Annotated in this window: 21 protein-coding genes; 14 read left to right on the forward strand and 7 right to left on the reverse strand. The window is 39.9% G+C overall.

Going from position 1 to position 19,654, the window contains the following annotated elements:
• The first annotated feature begins 147 nt into the window (after positions 1 to 147).
• The 12 genes from QUD05_RS04160 (at position 148) to QUD05_RS04215 (ending at position 11,799) form a co-directional block, all read left to right on the forward strand.
• On the forward strand, positions 148 to 1,122 hold the full coding sequence (locus tag QUD05_RS04160) for a tetratricopeptide repeat protein (protein WP_289799879.1): 975 nt from the start codon (positions 148 to 150) through the stop codon (positions 1,120 to 1,122).
• Positions 1,123 to 1,218: 96 nt separating this feature from the next.
• The gene (locus QUD05_RS04165; RefSeq protein ID WP_289794987.1) at positions 1,219 to 1,485 is read left to right on the forward strand and encodes an asr0689 family protein; all 267 of its coding nucleotides are present in this window, start codon (positions 1,219 to 1,221) and stop codon (positions 1,483 to 1,485) included.
• Positions 1,486 to 1,493: 8 nt separating this feature from the next.
• Complete coding sequence (locus QUD05_RS04170; RefSeq protein ID WP_289794988.1) at positions 1,494 to 1,718, forward strand: hypothetical protein; 225 nt, start codon at positions 1,494 to 1,496, stop codon at positions 1,716 to 1,718.
• A gap of 63 nt (positions 1,719 to 1,781) precedes the next feature.
• A complete protein-coding gene (locus QUD05_RS04175; RefSeq protein ID WP_289794989.1) occupies positions 1,782 to 2,627 on the forward strand; it encodes a NifU family protein in 846 nt (281 codons plus the stop codon).
• A gap of 797 nt (positions 2,628 to 3,424) precedes the next feature.
• Positions 3,425 to 4,642 carry an NHL repeat-containing protein gene (locus tag QUD05_RS04180; RefSeq protein WP_289794990.1) on the forward strand — a complete coding sequence of 406 codons (1,218 nt, stop codon included), beginning with the start codon at positions 3,425 to 3,427 and terminating at the stop codon, positions 4,640 to 4,642.
• Entirely contained in the window at positions 4,632 to 6,980 is a 2,349-nt protein-coding gene (hypF, locus tag QUD05_RS04185; protein ID WP_289794991.1) for a carbamoyltransferase HypF, read from the forward strand. The genes QUD05_RS04180 and hypF overlap by 11 nt, the downstream gene beginning before the upstream one ends.
• Before the next feature lie 74 nt (positions 6,981 to 7,054).
• Positions 7,055 to 7,315, forward strand: coding sequence for a HypC/HybG/HupF family hydrogenase formation chaperone (locus QUD05_RS04190; RefSeq protein ID WP_289794992.1), 261 nt, complete (start codon positions 7,055 to 7,057; stop codon positions 7,313 to 7,315).
• 52 nt (positions 7,316 to 7,367) lie between these two features.
• Positions 7,368 to 8,546 carry a hydrogenase formation protein HypD gene (hypD, locus tag QUD05_RS04195; RefSeq protein ID WP_289794993.1) on the forward strand — a complete coding sequence of 393 codons (1,179 nt, stop codon included), beginning with the start codon at positions 7,368 to 7,370 and terminating at the stop codon, positions 8,544 to 8,546.
• A 57-nt stretch (positions 8,547 to 8,603) separates the two neighbouring features.
• Positions 8,604 to 9,704, forward strand: a complete 1,101-nt coding sequence (gene hypE, locus QUD05_RS04200; RefSeq protein ID WP_289794994.1) for a hydrogenase expression/formation protein HypE — start codon at positions 8,604 to 8,606, stop codon at positions 9,702 to 9,704.
• Positions 9,705 to 9,723: 19 nt separating this feature from the next.
• Positions 9,724 to 10,065 (forward strand): hydrogenase maturation nickel metallochaperone HypA, encoded by a 342-nt coding sequence (gene hypA, locus QUD05_RS04205; protein ID WP_289794995.1) that lies wholly within the window; start codon positions 9,724 to 9,726, stop codon positions 10,063 to 10,065.
• Positions 10,056 to 10,871 (forward strand): hydrogenase nickel incorporation protein HypB, encoded by an 816-nt coding sequence (gene hypB, locus QUD05_RS04210; protein ID WP_289794996.1) that lies wholly within the window; start codon positions 10,056 to 10,058, stop codon positions 10,869 to 10,871. Before hypA ends, hypB begins: the two co-directional genes overlap by 10 nt.
• A 406-nt stretch (positions 10,872 to 11,277) precedes the next feature.
• Positions 11,278 to 11,799 (forward strand): pentapeptide repeat-containing protein, encoded by a 522-nt coding sequence (locus QUD05_RS04215; RefSeq protein ID WP_289794997.1) that lies wholly within the window; start codon positions 11,278 to 11,280, stop codon positions 11,797 to 11,799.
• Between the two features lie 192 nt (positions 11,800 to 11,991).
• On the opposite strand, the gene QUD05_RS04220 is transcribed toward QUD05_RS04215, so the two are convergent.
• The 7 genes from QUD05_RS04220 to QUD05_RS04250 all read right to left on the reverse strand — a co-directional run bounded on the left by QUD05_RS04220 (position 11,992) and on the right by QUD05_RS04250 (position 16,356).
• Entirely contained in the window at positions 11,992 to 12,840 is an 849-nt protein-coding gene (locus tag QUD05_RS04220) for an RpnC/YadD family protein (RefSeq protein ID WP_289794998.1), read from the reverse strand.
• 257 nt (positions 12,841 to 13,097) lie between these two features.
• On the reverse strand, positions 13,098 to 13,472 hold the full coding sequence (locus QUD05_RS04225; protein WP_289794999.1) for a hypothetical protein: 375 nt from the start codon (positions 13,470 to 13,472) through the stop codon (positions 13,098 to 13,100).
• Complete coding sequence (locus tag QUD05_RS04230; RefSeq protein ID WP_289799880.1) at positions 13,462 to 14,469, reverse strand: LLM class flavin-dependent oxidoreductase; 1,008 nt, start codon at positions 14,467 to 14,469, stop codon at positions 13,462 to 13,464. Before QUD05_RS04230 ends, QUD05_RS04225 begins: the two co-directional genes overlap by 11 nt.
• A gap of 149 nt (positions 14,470 to 14,618) precedes the next feature.
• Positions 14,619 to 14,981 carry a hypothetical protein gene (locus QUD05_RS04235; RefSeq protein ID WP_289795000.1) on the reverse strand — a complete coding sequence of 121 codons (363 nt, stop codon included), beginning with the start codon at positions 14,979 to 14,981 and terminating at the stop codon, positions 14,619 to 14,621.
• 315 nt (positions 14,982 to 15,296) lie between these two features.
• The gene (locus QUD05_RS04240; protein ID WP_289795001.1) at positions 15,297 to 15,608 is read right to left on the reverse strand and encodes a hypothetical protein; all 312 of its coding nucleotides are present in this window, start codon (positions 15,606 to 15,608) and stop codon (positions 15,297 to 15,299) included.
• Between the two features lie 2 nt (positions 15,609 to 15,610).
• Positions 15,611 to 15,898 (reverse strand): hypothetical protein, encoded by a 288-nt coding sequence (locus QUD05_RS04245; RefSeq protein WP_289795002.1) that lies wholly within the window; start codon positions 15,896 to 15,898, stop codon positions 15,611 to 15,613.
• 35 nt (positions 15,899 to 15,933) lie between these two features.
• Positions 15,934 to 16,356, reverse strand: coding sequence for a hypothetical protein (locus QUD05_RS04250; protein WP_289795003.1), 423 nt, complete (start codon positions 16,354 to 16,356; stop codon positions 15,934 to 15,936).
• 1,018 nt (positions 16,357 to 17,374) lie between these two features.
• On the opposite strand from QUD05_RS04250, the gene cysK reads away from it, so the two are divergent.
• Positions 17,375 to 18,334 (forward strand): cysteine synthase A, encoded by a 960-nt coding sequence (gene cysK, locus QUD05_RS04255; protein WP_289795004.1) that lies wholly within the window; start codon positions 17,375 to 17,377, stop codon positions 18,332 to 18,334.
• A 593-nt stretch (positions 18,335 to 18,927) separates the two neighbouring features.
• Positions 18,928 to 19,623 (forward strand): LabA-like NYN domain-containing protein, encoded by a 696-nt coding sequence (locus tag QUD05_RS04260; RefSeq protein WP_194042607.1) that lies wholly within the window; start codon positions 18,928 to 18,930, stop codon positions 19,621 to 19,623.
• The last annotated feature ends 31 nt before the right edge of the window (positions 19,624 to 19,654 follow it).

Here is a 19,654-nt window from a genome sequence, read left to right on the forward strand (position 1 = left end):
TAGCTCAAATCAAAAAGGGGAATTCCGCCTAAAGGACTCGAAGCCTGCGTAAATCAGTATGGCCCGTGATGAAATGCGATCGCGTGTTTCGATCGTTCATGGGTGTTAACAGACTCAATTCCCAATTGGCTAGAGTACGGCAGAGTTATGACCCCCAGCATTACAGATTCGGCGGTGAAAGCTGCGGTAGCAGCTGTTGCATCGGAGTCAGCCTCAGCAGAGGAAAAAATCCAAATGCTGATTGAGATCGCACAGGGTTTTCAAAAAAAGCCCAAAGCTGCCCAAGACTTGCGGAATGCAGTTGGTTTATATTACCGGGCCTATGAAATGTGTGGTGAGGAGTATCCCCTACTGAAAGCCAGGGCCAAAGTGGGCATGGCGGGGACGTTACAGGCAATACCGGATGCTGATTACCAACTGTTGATGCAAGCGAAAGCAGGTTATGAAGAAGCACTGCCAATTTTACAAGAATTAGCTTCACTAGAAGAAGTAGCAGAGACGCAGATGAATTTTGGGCTGGTGTTGCAGTCGCTTGTGCCATTCAATCTGGCGCGGATAACTGACAGCATCCAGGCTTATCATGAAGCGTTGCGGGTGTTTACTTGGGAAGATTACCCTCAAGAATACGCGATTTTGTATAACAATATTGCGATCGCTTACCTTTCTATGCCACTAGCATCAGAACGGGAATACTTGCGTCAAGGGTTAGCTGTGCAGTCATTTGAGGTAGCGCTAAAGCATATTAACTTGATCGATCATCCTAGAGAATATGCAATGTTGCAAAACAACTTAGGCAACGCTTTGCAATATTTAGTGAGTTCTCATCCTGTGGAGAATAACTTACGTGCGATCGCAGCTTATGATGAAGCGCTAAAAGTCCGTAATCTCCAAGATACACCTCTAGAGTACGCAAACACAATCTCAAACAAAGCCAACGCCTTATTCAACTTACCTGACGACTCAGAAAAGCCAGAACTTGGCAATCCTAAAAATCTTTCACAAGCACGTATTTACTATCAACAGGCTTTAGAAATATTTACCCAAAACCAACAAATGGGACAAGCACAGATAGTAGCCCAAGCTCTACAAGACATTGAAGCAGAAATAGGGAATAAGGAATAGGGCATTGGGAATTGGCTATTCTGTTTGTCCCTTGTCTTTTTCATCCCCCTCATCTTCTTTATCCCCCCACTTCCTTAACGATCAGGAAAAAACAGCATGAGAGATATTTTAACAAACCCTTCTCTGAGAGATTTTCTCACAAGTTTAGCAGATGGTGACTTGAACATAGCAACAGGATTAGTGTGGATAGCCATAGCAACAGTCTTGTCTATGATCGGCGGTGCTATTGGTGGAATGCTGTTAGCTGGAAAAGATATCGGCTATCAGTTTTCAGCAATGCTTGGGGCATTATTTGCTCCGGCTGGTGTAATTCCTGCTATTCTCTTAGGATTTATAATCCTAAATTTACTAACAAAATATTAGGAGTCAATATGTTAGAAATTGGGTGGTTTTCTGCAAAGTTATTTTTCAAAGGAAAATTACTGCGCGATCCAATATATTTTGTTCAACGAACTGCTATTGCTACTACTATAGGTTCGTTCCTGCTAGTGTTGTTTGCCCAAATCGACATTCCCTTTTGTTTACCAATAACATTATCTAGTCTAGTGACAGGCTTGACTATGCCCTTTCTCCTCAAAGATTTCAAAATGAAGTAATTTGTCATTGGTCATTTATGAATAACCAATGCCCCATGCCCCATGTCCAATGACTAATGACTAATGACAAACCTTGAAGAATTAGTTAGGGAAATTAACCGCTTTGAGGCAATTATATCCGAGTGGGATGAAAGCCAACGGTGTGTAGCAGTTGGTCTAAAAAGGGCAATTGAAGCTTTGCATAAGGCAGCATTGACTAATTTAATTAAAAGCCTAAAGCAAGAATCAATGTCAGGTTTGCGTCATGCTGTGACTGATGAAGTAGTGTACGCAGTGCTGCTTTATCACGAACTAGTAAAACCACCAAAACCACCATTAGCACAGCGAATTCAAACAGCCCTTGAAGAAGTTCGCCCAGGTTTAAAAAGCCATAATGGAGATGTAGAACTAGTAGCAATTAAGCCCCCAGATACAGTAGAAGTCAAATTAATCGGCACTTGCAGCAGTTGTCCGGCTTCTACTTTAACTTTATCTCAGGGAGTAGAACAGGCAATAAAAAACCATTGTCCTGAAATTAGTAAAGTTGTTGCAGTCAATAACAGCCCTGCTGTTAAGAACGCAAATTCTGGTTTAATCAGTCCATTCTCTTCAAAAATAACTTGTACTTGGATCAAAGTAGCAACTATTGATGAAGTTCCTGAGTTTAGCGTAATCGCAGTACAACTTGCTGGTACTTCACTAATTTTACATCGTCAAGGCGTTACAGTTAAATGTTACCGTAATGCTTGTACCCATCTAGGATATCCCTTAGAAAAGGGTAAAGTTGAAAATGGTATTATTACCTGTCCTGCCCACGGATTTCAGTACAAATTGGAGACAGGTAAATGCTTAACCGTGCCTGATGTTTCGCTTCAGTCTTATCCAGTCAAGGTTAAAGAAAATAAGGTTTTTGTAAAACTACAAAAATGATCGTGCGAAGGTAAGATTTCAGCAAATCTACTTGGCGATTAGTCAATCACGGCTAATTTGCTTTTTTATTTCAGTAGTTCGCGCATTTATTTTAGTGTTTTGTGCAAGCAAAATGTCCGAATGCTTTCTCAATATCCCTGAATTCATTCTCATTTGTGTAATTCAGGTATTGATTTTAGTGTTTTGAGAAAGTAAAAAGGCATATTACTTTCTCAAAAGGTCATTTGACTTATTCAAACCCCAGTTTGCTTATTCATTTTAGTGTTTTCCGCAAGCACAATAAGCTTTTACTTATTCAAACTCCAGTTTGCTTTCTCATTTTGGTGTTTTCCGCAAGCAAAAGCTTATTTGACTTACTCATTTTAGTGTTTTCCGCAAGCACAATAAGCTTTTACTTTCTCAAACCCCAGTTTGCTTTCTCATTTCAGTAAATCGCGCACTCATGTCAAAGATTCGCTATGTAGCAAAACTTACTAAAAGGTTGTTTGAAAAGTATTTTGTTGTGACTTTAGGCACTTTTAGATCCCCCCTAACCCACCTTAAAAAGAGGGGGAACCGGAATCAAAGTCCCCCTTTTTAAGAGGGATTTAGGGGGATCTAAAACTATTTAATACCGAGAATAGGACTTTTCAAACATCCTCTAAAGGCTATCTTGAGTTTTTTCAGCTTGATTAATACAGAAGTTGATTAGAGGTTTTAACTGAATTTGAAAAAAGCATAATTCAAAACCGTTACTATTGTTACATGCTAATCAGCATTAATGTTTTTAAATAATTATCAGCGTCTATCTGCGGTTCATGGATATCCCAATCATAATTAATCCCGTATCACAATTACCGCTAGAAGCAACAGAAATTTTTAAATATTTACCTCTATCACCTCAAGGTGCAGAGGTAATTTTAGGTAACATTCTCGAACCACAACAATTAGTCATACCTGTAGCACCTAGTGCCATAACAATGTTTGGGCCTCGTGGTGCTTGTTTATTATCAAAAACCGGCCCTTTATGGGTATCAGATACAGGACATCATCGATTATTAGGATGGAAAAAATTACCCACACGAGATAGTCAACCTGCTGATTGGGTAATTGGACAACCTGATTTTTATCATGAAGGACAAAATGCTAAAACTACACCAGGAAGCGCAACCTTAAGTGTACCAACTGGAATTTGTGCTTGTGGTGAAGGGTTAGCTGTTGCAGATGCTTGGAATCATCGAGTCTTAATTTGGAAAAATTTACCAGAAGATAACAATGTTCCAGCAGATTTGGTGTTAGGACAAGCTAATTTTGTCGATAATGAACCAAATCGGGCAAGTCAAGAAGCATCTGCCAGTACAATGCACTGGCCTTATGGTGTTTTCTATCATCAAGGACGGCTATTTATTGCCGATACTGGTAATCGCAGGGTATTAATTTGGCATCAGTTCCCAACAGAAAATGGTCAACCTGCTGATGTAGTTTTGGGACAACCAGATATGATATCTCGCAATGAAAACGGCGGTGCTTCTGCAACCGCAGCGAGTATGCGCTGGTGTCACGATATCACCCTTTGGGGAGAGAATTTGGTTGTCAGCGACGCAGGTAATCATCGAGTGATGATTTGGCAGGGAATACCAACAGAAAATAATACCCCTTGTGCAGTGGTTTTAGGACAAAAAAGCTTTGATTTTGTGGAAATGAATCAAGGAGTCTATTATCCTAGTGGTAGTAGTTTGAGTATGCCTTATGGTGTGGGGGTGGCTGGCGACTGGTTAGTTGTTGCAGATACAGCTAATTCTCGGTTGTTAGGATGGAGAAAGCCAGAATCAATTTTATCACTGCAAGGTGTAGTGGCAGATGGGTTAGCAGGACAAATAAATTTTCAAAGTAAAGGTGAAAATCGTAATTTCGGACTACCTAAACGAGATAGCTTAAATTGGTGTTACGGGATAAAAATTTGTGACAATACAGCAGTGATAGCTGATTCTGGAAATAACCGAATATTGCTGTGGCAGTTTAACTATGCCGACTGAAGAAATTAGAGTTCGCGGTACTGTTCAGGGAGTAGGATTTCGCCCTACTGTATATCGTCTGGCTAAAGCCTGCGGTTTGTATGGAGATGTTTGTAATGATGGACAAGGTGTATTAATTCGGGTATGTGGTAGTGAGGAAGTAATAACCGAATTTGTTGCCAGATTGCAAACAGAACTTCCACCATTGGCAAGAATTAATCAACTAACTAGAACTCCTTATGAAGGTGAATTGAAATTTGATAATTTCATGATTTCTAGTAGTGTCAATAATACCATTAAAACAGAAATTACTCCTGATGCAGCCACTTGTCCCCAGTGTCAACAAGAAATATTCGACCCCTTTAGCCGCTTTTATCGCTACCCCTTTACTAATTGCACTCATTGCGGNCCCCGCCTGAGTATTATTCGTGCCATTCCTTATGACAGATGTAATACCAGTATGTCTGCGTTTGCCATGTGTTCAGAATGTGCAAAAGAATACCATGATGTCGAAAACCGTCGTTTTCACGCCCAACCTGTAGCTTGTCATATTTGCGGCCCCGCAGCTTGGTTAGAACGCGCTGATGGGAAATCGGTTACTGCTTCCATGTTTTCGATGTTGGATGATGTCGATGCTGTTTGTAGCTTGTTGCAAAAAGGTGAGATTGTGGCAATTAAGGGGTTAGGTGGTATTCATCTAGCTTGCGATGCAACACAAGAAACCGTTGTACAAAAATTGCGTCAGCGAAAAAAGCGCTATCATAAACCCTTTGCTTTAATGGCGCGAGATATTGAAATAATTGAACAATATTGTATTGTCAACGCCAAAGAAAAAGAATTATTAACCAGTTCTGCGGCACCAATTGTTTTATTACAAGCTTCAGATAAAAAACAATTAGCATCGTCAGTTGCATTAGGGCAAAATACCCTTGGCTTCATGCTTCCTTATACGCCCCTGCATCATTTAATTCTGCGACGGATGAATCGCCCAATGGTTTTAACAAGTGGCAATCTTGCTGATGAACCACAATGTATTGACAATGACGAGGCAAGAGAAAAATTAAGAACAATTGCTGATTATTTTCTCTTTCACAATCGAGAGATTATTAATCGGGTAGATGATTCGGTTGTGCGTGTTGTTGGTGATAAAGTCCAAACAATTCGCCGTGCCAGAGGATATGCACCAGCATCAATTAGTTTACCTGCGGGATTTGACAAAGTACCGCAAATTTTAGCAATGGGCAGTGAGTTAAAAAATACTTTTTGCTTATTGCGTGAAGGAAAAGCAATTCTCTCTCAACATCTAGGGGATTTAGAAAATGCCACGGCTTTCAACGCTTACCAAAAAAATTTAAATTTATACTTAAATTTATTTGAACATCAACCAGAAGTAATTGCCATTGATAAACATCCTGAATATCTCTCAAGTAAACTTGGTAAAGAACTTGCAGACACAAATCAAATCAAAATTTATCCAATTCAACATCATCACGCCCATATCGCCGCTTGCATGGCAGAAAATGGTATTCCTTTAGCTGCACCTCCAATATTAGGTATTGCTTTAGATGGTTTAGGTTACGGCAATGATGGTAAGCTCTGGGGTGGAGAATTTCTTTTAGCAGATTACCGGAAATTTAAACGACTAGCAACATTTAAACCAGTAGCAATGATTGGTGGCGAACAAGCTATTTATCAGCCTTGGCGTAATACTTATGCCCAATTAGTAGCTGCTAACCTTTGGGATGATTGTGAACAAAAGTATACTGACTTAGAAATCGTAAAATTTCTGAAAAACCAGCCACTCCAACTACTAAATCAACTTATAGAGAAAAGAATTAACTCTCCTCCAGCTTCATCAGTGGGGCGATTGTTCGATGCAGTGGCGGCGGCTATCGGTATTTATAGAGAAGAATGTAGCTATGAAGGACAAGCTGCGATCGCAATGGAAGCTATAGTAGATGTTAGCAGCTTAAATAATGATAAAGAAACGCTAATATATCCTTTTAGTTTTAGCATTTCAGATAGTATTTACTGTATAGACCCGCGTCCAATGTGGGAAGCCTTGCTTAATGACTTACAGCTGCAAATCCCACAATCTGTTATGGCTGCCAAATTCCACAAAGGTTTAGCGAATACGATTGTGCAAATGGTTAAGCATCTGTCTCAAGAAAATCTGATTTATCAGGTAGCCTTAACAGGAGGAGTATTTCAAAATTGTATATTGTTAGAGCAAGTTACCAAAAAATTACAAACATTGGGAATAAAAGTACTTACTCACAGTTTAGTTCCAGCTAACGACGGCGGCTTATCTTTAGGACAAGCAGTTATTGCAGCCGCACAATTAATAGATGAGTGTTGATATTTGACAAAATTTCTTTCAACAATAATTCTCTCTGCGTTCTCTGTGGTTCATTTATCTTAAAAAATAAAAAAATGTGCTTAGGAATCCCCGGACAAATTATAGAAATAACCAACGTTGACCACAAATTAGCCATAGTTAACATTGGTGGTGTTAAGCGCGAAGTAAATATTGCTTGTATCGTAGATGAACAACATCCCCCCGAAGCTTGTATTGGGGATTGGGTATTAGTACATGTTGGCTTTGCCATGAATCGAATTAACGAACAAGAAGCAGCAGAGACATTACAACTATTCCAAGAATTAGCAGCAGCACAAGCAGGGATTGGTACTTAATTAATACTTAACTAAGCCATATTGACATAAAACCTATTATTTCCCAATCCTTATGAAATATGTTGACGAATTCCGCGAACCGGAAAAAGCAGAAGCCTTATGCCGCGAAATCGCCAAATTATGCAATCGGCTAGAAAAACCTATCAAAATCATGGAAGTATGTGGTGGACATACACACTCCATATTTAAATACGGTATCGAAGAAATATTACCCCAAACCATCGAACTAATTCATGGCCCTGGTTGTCCAGTATGCGTTATGCCAAAAGGGAGATTAGATGATGCGATCGCAATCTCTCAAAATCATAACGTCATTTTTGCCACCTTTGGCGACGCCATGCGAGTTCCCGGTTCCCAAACCACTTTACTGCAAGCTAGGGCACAAGGTGCAGACATCCGTATGGTGTACTCTCCCCTAGATAGCCTACAAATTGCCAGAGATAATCCTGACAAAGAAGTAGTCTTCTTCGCATTAGGCTTTGAAACCACAGCCCCCAGCACCGCCTTCACTATTCTGCAAGCAGCAGCCGAAAAAATTCATAACTTTAGTATGTTTAGCAATCACGTCCTCGTGATTCCCGCCCTCAAAGCACTACTAGATAATCCCGATTTACAACTAGATGGATTTGTTGGGCCTAGCCATGTCAGCATGGTAATTGGCAGTGACCCATACCAATTTATTTCCCAACAATATAATAAGCCGATAGTCGTCTCAGGATTTGAACCCTTAGATATTCTGCAATCAATTTGGATGCTATTGCAGCAGTTAGTAGAAAATCGTTGCGAAGTCGAAAATCAATATAACCGAATTGTAGAAAAAACTGGGAACACAGTAGCCCTACAAGCCATAAATAAAGTTTTCGCCGTCCGAGATAGTTTTGATTGGCGTGGCTTAGGTGATATACCCTATTCAGGATTACAAATCAAACCTGAATATGCTCAATTTGATGCCGAACTGAAATTTACCATTCCTAACCTCAAAGTAGCCGACCATAAAGCTTGTAAATGTGGAGAAATTCTCAAAGGAGTCTTAAAACCTTGGGAATGTAAAGTATTCGGTACAGCTTGCACACCAGAAACACCAATCGGTACTTGCATGGTATCTTCCGAAGGTGCTTGTGCAGCCTATTACAAATACGGGCGACTCTCCACAATTGCCAAAAGAACAATCGCCCAAAAACCAAAAATAACTCAAGAACCTCTCCCCGCCTGCGGTTTCTCCTCAGAATAATACTCTGCGTACCTCTGCGCTTCCCTCTGTGTTCCTTTGCGTTAAAAAAATTTTAATATGAATATTCCCTCCCAAAACTCAATAACAAATCCCCTATTCCAAAAAATAGAAAAAGTCCGCCGCCAAACTAAAATCCAAGACACTCATATAACTCTCGCACATGGCAGCGGTGGTAAAGCCATGCGCGATTTAATCGATGATATCTTTGTCAACAATTTTGATAATCCAATTCTCTCCCAACTAGAAGACCAAGCTAGCTTCAACCTAACCCCTCTCCTCCAACAAGGAGACAGACTCGCATTTACAACAGATTCATACGTTGTAGACCCGTTATTTTTCCCCGGTAGTGATATAGGAAAATTAGCGATAAACGGTACAGTTAATGATTTAGCTGTAAGCGGTGCTAAACCTTTATATCTAACTTGTAGCGTAATTTTAGAAGAAGGATTACCTGTCGAAACCTTACGCCGTGTCGCAAACAGTATGAAAGCAGCCGCAGAAAAAGCTGGTATTCAAATTGTCACTGGTGACACAAAAGTTGTACATCGTGGTGCTGCTGATAAACTCTTTATTAATACTGCTGGTATTGGTGTCATCCCGCGAGGAGTTAACATTTCCGCCCAAAATATTAAACCTGGAGATGCAATAATAATTAATGGTGAAATAGGCAATCATGGGACAGCAATTTTAATTGCCCGTGGAGAATTAGCCTTAGACACTAATATTGAAAGTGATTGTCAGCCGTTGCATAATTTAGTAGAAAATATTCTGCGTGTATGTCCCCAAATTCATGCTATGCGAGATGCTACACGCGGTGGTTTAGCTACAGTCTTAAATGAATTCGCCCTTACTTCCAATGTGGGAATTCGTCTCTTTGAAGAATCTATTCCAGTGCGTGAAGAAGTCAACGGAGTTTGTGAAATTCTCGGTTTAGACCCATTGTATTTAGCTAATGAAGGGAAGTTAGTTGTAGTGGTTCCAAAAGAGAATGCTGACAACGTTTTATCAGCTATGAAATTACACCCAGCAGGTAAAGATGCTTGTATTATTGGCGAAGTTATTCCTTCACCCCCAGGTATCGTATTGTTAAAAACAGTTTTTGGTGCTGAAAGGATTGTTGATATGTTGGTAGGCGACCAATTACCACGAATTTGTTAATCTTCAATATATTTATAGTATGCACGAATTTGGAATTACGCAAAATATTCTGGCAATTGTGACTGAACACGCCAAAGGTGCAAAAGTGCAGCGAGTTTTATTAGAAATCGGTAAACTTTCAGCCATTATGCCCGATGCTATCCGATTTTGTTTTGATATTTGCACTCAAGGCACTATTTTAGAAGGGGCGACATTAGAAATTTTAGAAATTCCCGGCTTAGGGCGATGTCGCCAATGTGGTGCAGAAGTTTATTTAGATAAACCTTATGGAATTTGTAATTGCGGTAGCGTGCAATTAGATTTAATTACTGGTGAAGAACTGAAAATTAAAGAAATAGAAATAGAGGAATTATGTGTGTAACCTGTGGTTGTTCTGATGATAGCGAAATAAAAATTACAAATTTAGAAACAGATAAGGCGGAACATAATCATACTCACACTTTACCAGATGGAACTGTCATCACTCACTCCCACAGTCATGACACTCATATAGAAGCACCTCAAATTCATGCAAAAATACACAATACAACGATATCTTTAGAACAAGACCTATTAGCAAAAAATAACCTGCTAGCTGCCCAAAACCGTGGATGGTTTAAAGGTCGAAATATTCTCGCCTTAAATTTAATGAGTTCTCCCGGTGCAGGTAAAACAACTCTCTTAACGCGAACCATTAATGATTTAAAGCATCAATTATCTATCAGTGTCATTGAAGGCGACCAAGAAACTGCTAACGATGCCAAAAAAATTAAAGAAACAGGTTCTAAAGTCATCCAAATCAACACCGGAACGGGCTGTCATTTAGATGCATCAATGATAGACAGAGGTTTACAACAACTGAATCCGCCACTAAATTCAGTTGTGATGATTGAAAATGTCGGAAATTTGGTTTGTCCAGCCTTATTTGATTTAGGAGAACAGGCAAAAGTGGTGATTCTCTCAGTCACGGAGGGAGAAGATAAGCCGCTAAAATATCCGCATATATTCCGTGCTAGTGATGTAATGATTCTCACGAAAATTGATTTGCTACCTTACCTGCAATTTGATGTTCAAAAGTGCATAGAATATGCTAGAGAAGTAAATCCCAAAATTCAGATTTTTCAGGTTTCTGCAACTACTGGTGCTGGGTTAGAGAATTGGTATGCGTGGCTATCTGCATCATTATAGTAAAAACTCTGCGCCCCTCTGCGCTTTCCTTAGCGTACCTCTGCGTTTAAACTAAAACCTGTCAAATTAAGTCACTGACTTACGAAATACCTCTGGAAGTTCATCAAAACTGGAAGTATTTTTTCTAATAGGATGATCGCTATATCTCTGTAATCTTGCTATCACGTTGAAAAATTTGGAGTAAGAAGCTGAAAAAATGCAAATATGAGAGAATTCTCTCGAATTGTATAATGAACTACGATGCAGTTAAACATTTACCAAGCTTTTCTGCTTATTAGTGTTAGCACTTCTACTCTTTTAACTACTCCCGGATATGCTGCCAATCCTGAACACGTTAAGCAGCTGCTGAATACCAACAAGTGTGTGAGCCTGCGACTTATCAGGAGCTAACCTTCAGGGAGCTAACTTGTCGCAAGCCAACCTTCTGGGAACCAACCTTCAGGAAGCTAACCTTCAGGGAGCTAACTTGTCGCAAGCTTTGTTGGGCAAAGCAAACCTTCAGGGAGCTAAACTTCAGGGAGCTAACTTGTCGCTAGCCGACTTTCTACAAGCAAAGCTGTCAAAAGCCAACCTATCAGAAGCGAACCTTGAGGGAGCTTACTTGTCGCAAGCTACTTTGTACCAAGCAAACCTTCAGGGAGCTTCCTTGTTGCAAGCAAACCTTCGAGGAGCGAATCTATCAAAAGCGAACCTTCAGGGAGCAAGCCTTCAGGGAGCTAACTTGTCGCAAGCAAACCTTCAAGGAGCTAACTTGTCGCAAGCTGAATTGTTCCAAGCGAGCCTGTCAGAAGCGAACCTGTTAAAAGCGAACCTTCAGGGAGCTAGTTTGACGCAAGCTAACCTTCTAGGAGCCAACCTTCTAGGAGCCAATCTTCAAGGAGCCATCTTGCTAGGAACAATGATGCCTGATGGGAAAATTCATCCTTGATTTTTGTGGTGGTTTTAGCCTTAACTGAACCGTATTGACTTATAGGGTTAGAACTGGCGGTGCGATTAGGGGTGGGTATTCGTTGCAAAGAGTGCGATAATCGCGCTACGCCAGTTTTAGTTTTTGGCCTTAACCCAAGCGTATTGTGGTATATCTCTAAGTGAAAAAATCACAAGTTTTTTTACCAGTAAATCAATCACAAACTCGCTGTAGTTCCTCAACTGTATTTAGGGTTTTGATAGCCTGTTGAATTACTTTTAATCGCTGTAAATCTGTGATTTGGTAAATGATTGGCATTAAATCTAAGCCAGGAGTCCCAAATTTAATCTCCAGTGCCAATTCAATACCTGAATATAATTCCTCTCGTCGTCCGCGTGTTTCTCCTTCACGTAAAATTTCTTGATACCAAGGCGACTCACGCAACACAGCCATATCCCACCTCATGATTTCTTGGACTAGGGCACTCTCTATTACAAACGTAGCAAAAAAAGCCAAAACTGTTTCAAGTTGATTTAATTGTTCATCCTGACGCAGAATTTGCAAGGCTTCTCGAATTACAACCTCGTTTTCACCGCCTTTGAGGATGGGTACAAATGGAATTAAGGATGGTAATGGTGTCTCAAACACAGTATTTACATCAACTTCCCATAGGTTAATCACCCGATAATCTTGAGTTGCTCTTAAACCTGCAACATTTGATGTATATGTTGTAGGTATGTCTGTGTTACTTCCTTTAAGAATGTTGATTAATACTGGATAGGTAGGTAAATTATATTTTTCTTCAGCTAGAGCTGCATAAGCACGCATCCGTCGTGGCATTTCCGGTTTATAGCGCAGTTGTAATTCATTGACAATTAGAAATTTTCCATACTGCGGATTCTCGACACGGATAAGTACATCACTTTGTCTACTAACCCACTGAAATTCTGAGTTGAGAATTTCACCTACAATAACATCGGGAATTTGTGTTACCCATTTTACCCAGTTATCGGGAGCAAGACTGATTAGGCGTTTAGTGCTGATATCAGCAGGTTTGGACATAAGCAAGTAGGTACGTTTAGATCAGCGCTACTGCACTTTTAATTAGACTACCACTGAGTGTAGACATAGCGATCGCCTAAATATTTCTGTCTCAAAATACAAAAATAAACCAATATTACAGTAGTTATTTCTACTTCAATAACTAACTGTATTCAATTTAAAAAATGAATTCTACTTCTCATAAAATACAACACCCTGCACTTTAAAAGTACAGGGTGGAAAACAGCGATAAGGATGATTCCCAGTTTATATTTACCTCAAAGCCAATCTCGATAAGCTGATATTTCATTTACGCTGATTTCAAACGGCGTTCCTTTACCGAATGGCGGATAAACGCGGATTTTACCATTGCTAGCAAACCGCTCTAACCTATTACCCAACTGGGGAATATTGCTGACAATATGCCAGTAAGATACTAAGTCAGGGCAATCAATAATTAATGTGAGGATGCTAGCATTTGTTGTGAGATACCACTGACAATTAGATAACAGGACTCGCGTAATGCGATCGCAGGCTAGATAAAAGCATCTGCCAGCAGACTGTTCTAACTCCATTTGCAGCATTCCATCCTGTTTTGTTACCTCAGCGGGAGGTAAATCATCGGGAGGAAGCTGGTATAGTTTAGAAGACATAATTTCGCACCTCTTGGTTGTAGCGCGTCAAACTCTCTAGGTTTTTTTGCAAATCCGCAGACGAGGGTTTGAGTGCTAGCGTACCTAAATTTAATTCGTCCTGAAATTTCTTGATTCTGTCTCGACAAGTCTCCACATCACCGATAATTGAATTCTCAATCAAATAATCTTCATCGAAACAAATATTTGTGCGGTCGAATGGTTTTTGGTTGGGATTCGCACTATTTTGCAATACTTCAGCCGAATTAGCTTTCATTTTCTGGCTAAATTTGCGAACGAAAGGTAACGCTTCACTCACCGCCTCATCGTATGTTTTGCCAACAAAAAAGAAGCGTGCCAGCACTAAGTTTTCCGCACCACTAGAATTTAAGGCTCGATATTTGGTAACAGTATCCTTCAATCTGTGTAGGGAGAATGGCGGCCCACCCATCAAGCTGAAGGAATGTTTAGCAGCAAATTCGATACCGTCATCACCGCCAGTGGCAACATACACTGGTATTTGACTCTGCAATGGTTTTGGGTAAATTGTTAAGCGATCGCATTGATAATATCGCCCATTAAATGATACATCAGTTTCATATAAGAGCTTTTGAATCAGTGCGATCGCCTCTAGCATCTTGGGACGGGCTTCACTTGGGAGTGTCGCAAAATGCTTGTTTTGTTGCGGGAAGGGGCCGCCTTTGGCAACTCCAAACAATAATCGTCCATTGCACAGGTTATCCAAAGTGGCAATATCTTCCGCCACCCGAATCGGGTTATGGAACGGCAGCAATACCGCCGCAGTGCCTAATTGGATAGTTGAAGTCAATCCCGCCAAATGTGCCATTAACACCAACATAGACGGGCTGAGATTAGATTCACTAAAATGGTGTTCACTCACCCACGCTTCCTCAAAACCTAAGCTTTCTGCCTGTTTTACCAGTGCAACTTGCTCAAAGATGGCACGACGAGCATCTTGGTGAAAATTATCGTAATTGCAGAAAATTCCAGTTTTCATTACTTGCGTTGATACTTTATATTCACCGTAGGTGCTGGTTATTCTAGTGGTCGATAGGTTTGTAGTAAGCACAAAGCGTGCTTAAATATTTGAGGAATAAAGTCCTCTCTACAAAAGAATTTACCCCTCTCAATTAATGCGATGAATCACTAAGTTGCAACCCACTGCAACTCCAACCATAGACGTGGGTTGTTCTCTTTGACCTTCGACATCGGATCGCGCAACAATCGCTTGGCATTCATACAGACAACCTGGATTAAACCCATGTTGTCTGCAACTTCTCTGAGTATTTCTTTTTGAGCTTGCACACAGGAAATCATTTCGTCAGAGCAATAAATTCCTATATATTGCAAACGTCTAGCAGGTCGTCCCCAAAAACAGGTGATGACTTTCACATAACACCCATCCAGCAATTCTCCAACTTGCGGGTAGTAATGGTTGACGACTCTTGTGAATTCTTTGGCTAAGATATCTTCAGCAATCATTGGAACAGATATTTCTGTAGCGTTCATCACGCTATTTAATATAACATAATTTTATCAATTAAATATGACAAAATAGCTTATTAAGCTTAAATAAAAGCTTAAATATTACATAAAAAAAGAGGTGTGCCTCATTTGGCATCACCTCAAATTTGCGTAAAGCATCTTTATACAATTAACTCTTGTAGGGTAGGCCGAAAAGCCCGTTTATATGGCGGGCAAGATGCCCAACCCACAATATTGGATAATTTTTTTCTTGGATTTTCCTAATCGCCAGGTATATTTGTAAAGGTGAGATGCTCCCAAATCCTATGATGTTGAATTCCAACTTTTGAATTTTAATTATTAGCGAGCATTACGTTCACAAACTAAGACCTCTGCGATGATTTCCGGTACATTTACAAAGTCCGTAAATCCTTCAGAACCACGAATTGGTGAAATAAATGTATAGTTTGGATCGCACACTCCAGTGTCATATACTTGAATAAACCACCGATCGGGAAATCCTTCTATACCTAGTTCCACAGTGTACCAACTCTCGCCAATCAGACGAGAGCTAAAAATTGTGAACCACTCTCTGTTCTCTTCTGAAATATTCCAATCTGCCATCAGCAGTTCTAAAGCTATTTGTCCTGCATCCGTTGAAGTCAACAGCATTTTTACTCCTTACTTGCAACTTCAGTATTTGCAACTTCAGTACTGGGAACTTCCGGGTATAAACCTAATTCTTTAGCTAGCTCACGCGCCACAAAAAATAAAAATTGGGCACCATCTTGATTGCCTTCATGGGCAAACATAGTAGCTACTTGTAACATTGTTTCTACTAAACCGGAATCAATCAATTCGGGTTTAGATTCCAAAACTTCTGGTTCTTGACCATTAGGACATCTGAGTAACTCATCAATCAGATTAAAATACAGGCTTTGGCGTTGTTCTTGGTCTGTCATGGTAATTTTCTTGATTTTAGTAAATTGTGAATAAGTTACTGTTCGATACTTTGGTGCCACAGCCTTTCCAACATTTCAACTTGTTCTTTTAAAACAGCAGCACGATGAACTAGATATCTGTCATAAAAAAGAATCCCTAACCCAACACAAATCGGGGTTAATAAGAAGAACCATTGTAGGATAGTGGCAAATTTATATTGTTCAGCAACAGCAAGCATTTGATGAACCACATTACGATCGGCGGATTGAATGCTAGTCTGAGGGGAATGTGTACCCTCTGTTTGGGGAGCCAAGGCGGGAGCATCTGTAGTTGTGTTGTTAACTTCGTAAGCTAAATTCTGAGATTTTACTAACTCCAGATGTCGCTCCCAAACGATACCAAATACTACTAATTCTGGTGAAAGCACTGCTAATGTAACGACGCAAACTGTAAGAACATTTAAAAGTTTGGCTTTCATCTTGGCTCTCCCTTGCTAGGTAGTATGCACCCAGTAAGAAAATATCTTTTGCTGTTTATCTAAAGTAGTTATATAATTTCTACCTCTCAAACAGTTTTGATATTAAAATATGTGTAATCGGTAATTTTTACAATCATTAGTTGCCAGTTATTTTTCTCGTTACTACTGACTACTGACTAATAAAAAGTTACCACCCTTTTTGCAAAACATAGGATTATTCAGTCAGAAAAAACGCACTTGATTCGGGAATCTGGTTTCTTCTTACTCTCAAAAGGGAGATTAAGAAGTCCCCCCTAGTTCACTAAGCTTTCGCTCAGGAATGTTGGGGGGTAGAGGGGAATCTCTGCGTAAATCCTATACGATTTATATCAGCCGCTCTCCACCAAACAGTTTACCCCAGCCCTGTTAAGATTATTAAATTCATTAGAGTAGTACTCAAAGCCTGTAATCCGCACCTGATAAGTCTGATAAAAATTCATTGGGGTATGGGTGCTAGTGTTTTTCAGACGGGGTTCTAGTATTTTCGAGGTGGGGTTCTGGAGTTTTTGCACTCAATCTCAAAGCAATGTAGGCAATGGTTAAAGACTGTTTTAGATGTAATTTGGGATTGATAAAATCTGCACTCAAAAGAAAATATCAATGTCTCTTGATAAAGATAGACTAATAAATTAGAAAAAGCAATTAAATATTTGGAAAGTAAATTATATTTCCAGAACAAAGAGAAAATAATTTAAAAAATATTCATATATACAGAATTATAAAAATTTAATCTCAACCAAAGAGACAATAGTTAGCAGTTCCAAATGGTAAACTAGAAGAATAGTGAGCTAGCCTCTTATAAAGTGAGAATCAATGGGAATATCTCATAAAAGTTCTTCCTAAACTTTCATATTTTGTGGTTTAGTTAGAATACATAGTATATGCACTCATTGACATTAAACAACAAAATAAATACATCAAAGCTTATTGTTATAAGTAAATACTCTGTACTAAGATTTAGGATTTTAGGGGTTAAATAATGCGGATTGCTCAAGACATAACAGAACTGATTGGACGAACTCCTTTAGTTCAACTGAACAAGATTCCTCAAGCTGAGGGAGTAGTAGCAAGGATAGTTGTTAAATTAGAAGGGATGAACCCGGCGGCTTCGGTGAAAGACCGCATTGGGTTAAGTATGGTACTCTCGGCGGAAGCTGCTGGTTCAATTTCCCCAGGAAAAACCATTTTAGTTGAGCCTACTTCCGGTAATACAGGTATTGCTCTAGCAATGGTAGCAGCAGCGCGTGGCTATCGTTTAATTTTGACCATGCCAGAGACTATGAGCCAAGAACGACGCGCTATGCTCAGGGCTTATGGTGCAGCTTTAGAGTTGACACCAGGTGCTGAGGGAATGCGGGGAGCAATTCGCAAAGCCGAAGAAATTGTGGCTAATACTCCTAATGCTTTTATGCTGCAACAGTTCCGCAACCCTGCTAACCCCAAAGTTCACCAGGAAACCACCGCTGAAGAAATTTGGACAGATACAGACGGGGAAGTAGATATCGTCATTGCTGGGGTAGGTACTGGTGGGACGATTACTGGGATTGCAGAAGTACTTAAGCAGCGCAAGCCGACTTTTAAAGCGATCGCAGTTGAACCCAGCAATAGCCCAGTCCTCTCTGGTGGTGAAGCTGGGCCACATAAAATTCAAGGTATTGGGGCTGGATTTATCCCAGATGTCCTCCGTTTAGAATTGGTTGATGAAGTAATTAGAGTCAGCGATGAACAAGCGATCGCCTATGGGCGACGTTTGGCAAAAGAAGAAGGCTTATTATCTGGGATATCCTCTGGTGCAGCTTTGTGTGCTGCAATTCAAGTCGGTAAACGTCCAGAAAATGCCGGACGTTTAATCGTGATGATTCAGCCTTCCTTTGGCGAACGTTATCTCAGCACACCCATGTTTCAAGATTTGTCTTTAGAAACTGCTGGCGTGCGTTAGGCAAATAGAGGGACAAGAGAGCAACGAATCATCTCTGTCCTTCTCATTTGGCTCTTATATAAATTAATACAACTTACTTTTTGAGTTACCTTTTGAGGTGCGATCGCATCCCATATTACGTTATTAGTGCTTCTAACTCTTTGACACTCCCACAGCTGCGTAAATATTGCTACGCTCATTCCCCCTAAAAGCAGTGGGATTCTTGTGCGGAATTTGCTTATGTCGGGTTGCCCCTATTACAGGTCTTACAGTTCATGCCTACGCAATTATAGATATAGTGCTTCTGGATTGAGTGCAATACAGACCTAACAAAAACAGCCCTTACCCTGACAAAAAGATTTATTTTATCGAAACTCTTGCTGTCTCGGTGGGTAAAGATTAACATATCTGTGGGCAGAAGCAATATCTCGTTGAATCAACCACAACAATAGTGAAAACCTTGCGCTGTCTATTTTTAATCTTGTTTAGCACCAGTTAAACTTATCTGCATATAGTGACTTAAGACCATTACCTGCTAGGTTATAAATCAAGCACAGACTATACTATAGAAAATTTAGTCAAAATTCTTTACAGCTTTAAAATCAGAGGTATCAATGATTATAACTAATTTTAGCAAACAAAGAAATGAATTTAAGGAATCGAAAGTACTCAAAGCGAAACCACATTGGCAAGGGCAAAATTTGAGCGATACTGCTGTCAAAGGTAAAGATACCAAGATGCGAGATCCTGCACCTGATAGTTCGATTTTGAATAACTTAAATCGTGGTCGAGTTGCTATTTTTATTGATGGCTTAAGCCTGTTCCATACAGCCTTACAACTCGGCATAGAAATTGACTACGTTAAATTGCTTTGTCATTTAACCAGTGGTTCCAGACTATTGCGTGCTTTTTTCTATACTGGGGTTGATATCAGTAATGAAAAGCAACAGGGTTTTCTTTTGTGGATGCGTCGTAATGGCTATCGCGTAGTGGCAAAGGAACTGGTTGTACCAGCAGAGAATTTCAAAAAATCAAATCTGAACGTAGAAATTGCTGTAGATATGATAACTTTAGCTCCTTACTATGACACAGCGGTTTTAGTCAGTGGCGATGGAGATTTAGCTTATGCGGTGAACGCTGTCAGCAGAATGGGGGTTCGGGTGGAAGTAGTCAGTCTGCAAACAACGACTAGTGAAAGTTTGATTGATGTTGCTGACTGCTTCATTGATCTTGATAGTATTAAAACACACATTCAAAAAGATTCTAATCTTGGCTATAGTTACCGCACGTCGTCAAATTCAAACCTCTAAGGATCGTGGATTTAATAACCTGTGTAGGTTG

This window comes from Nostoc sp. GT001 (assembly GCF_030382115.1).
Lineage (GTDB): Bacteria > Cyanobacteriota > Cyanobacteriia > Cyanobacteriales > Nostocaceae > Nostoc.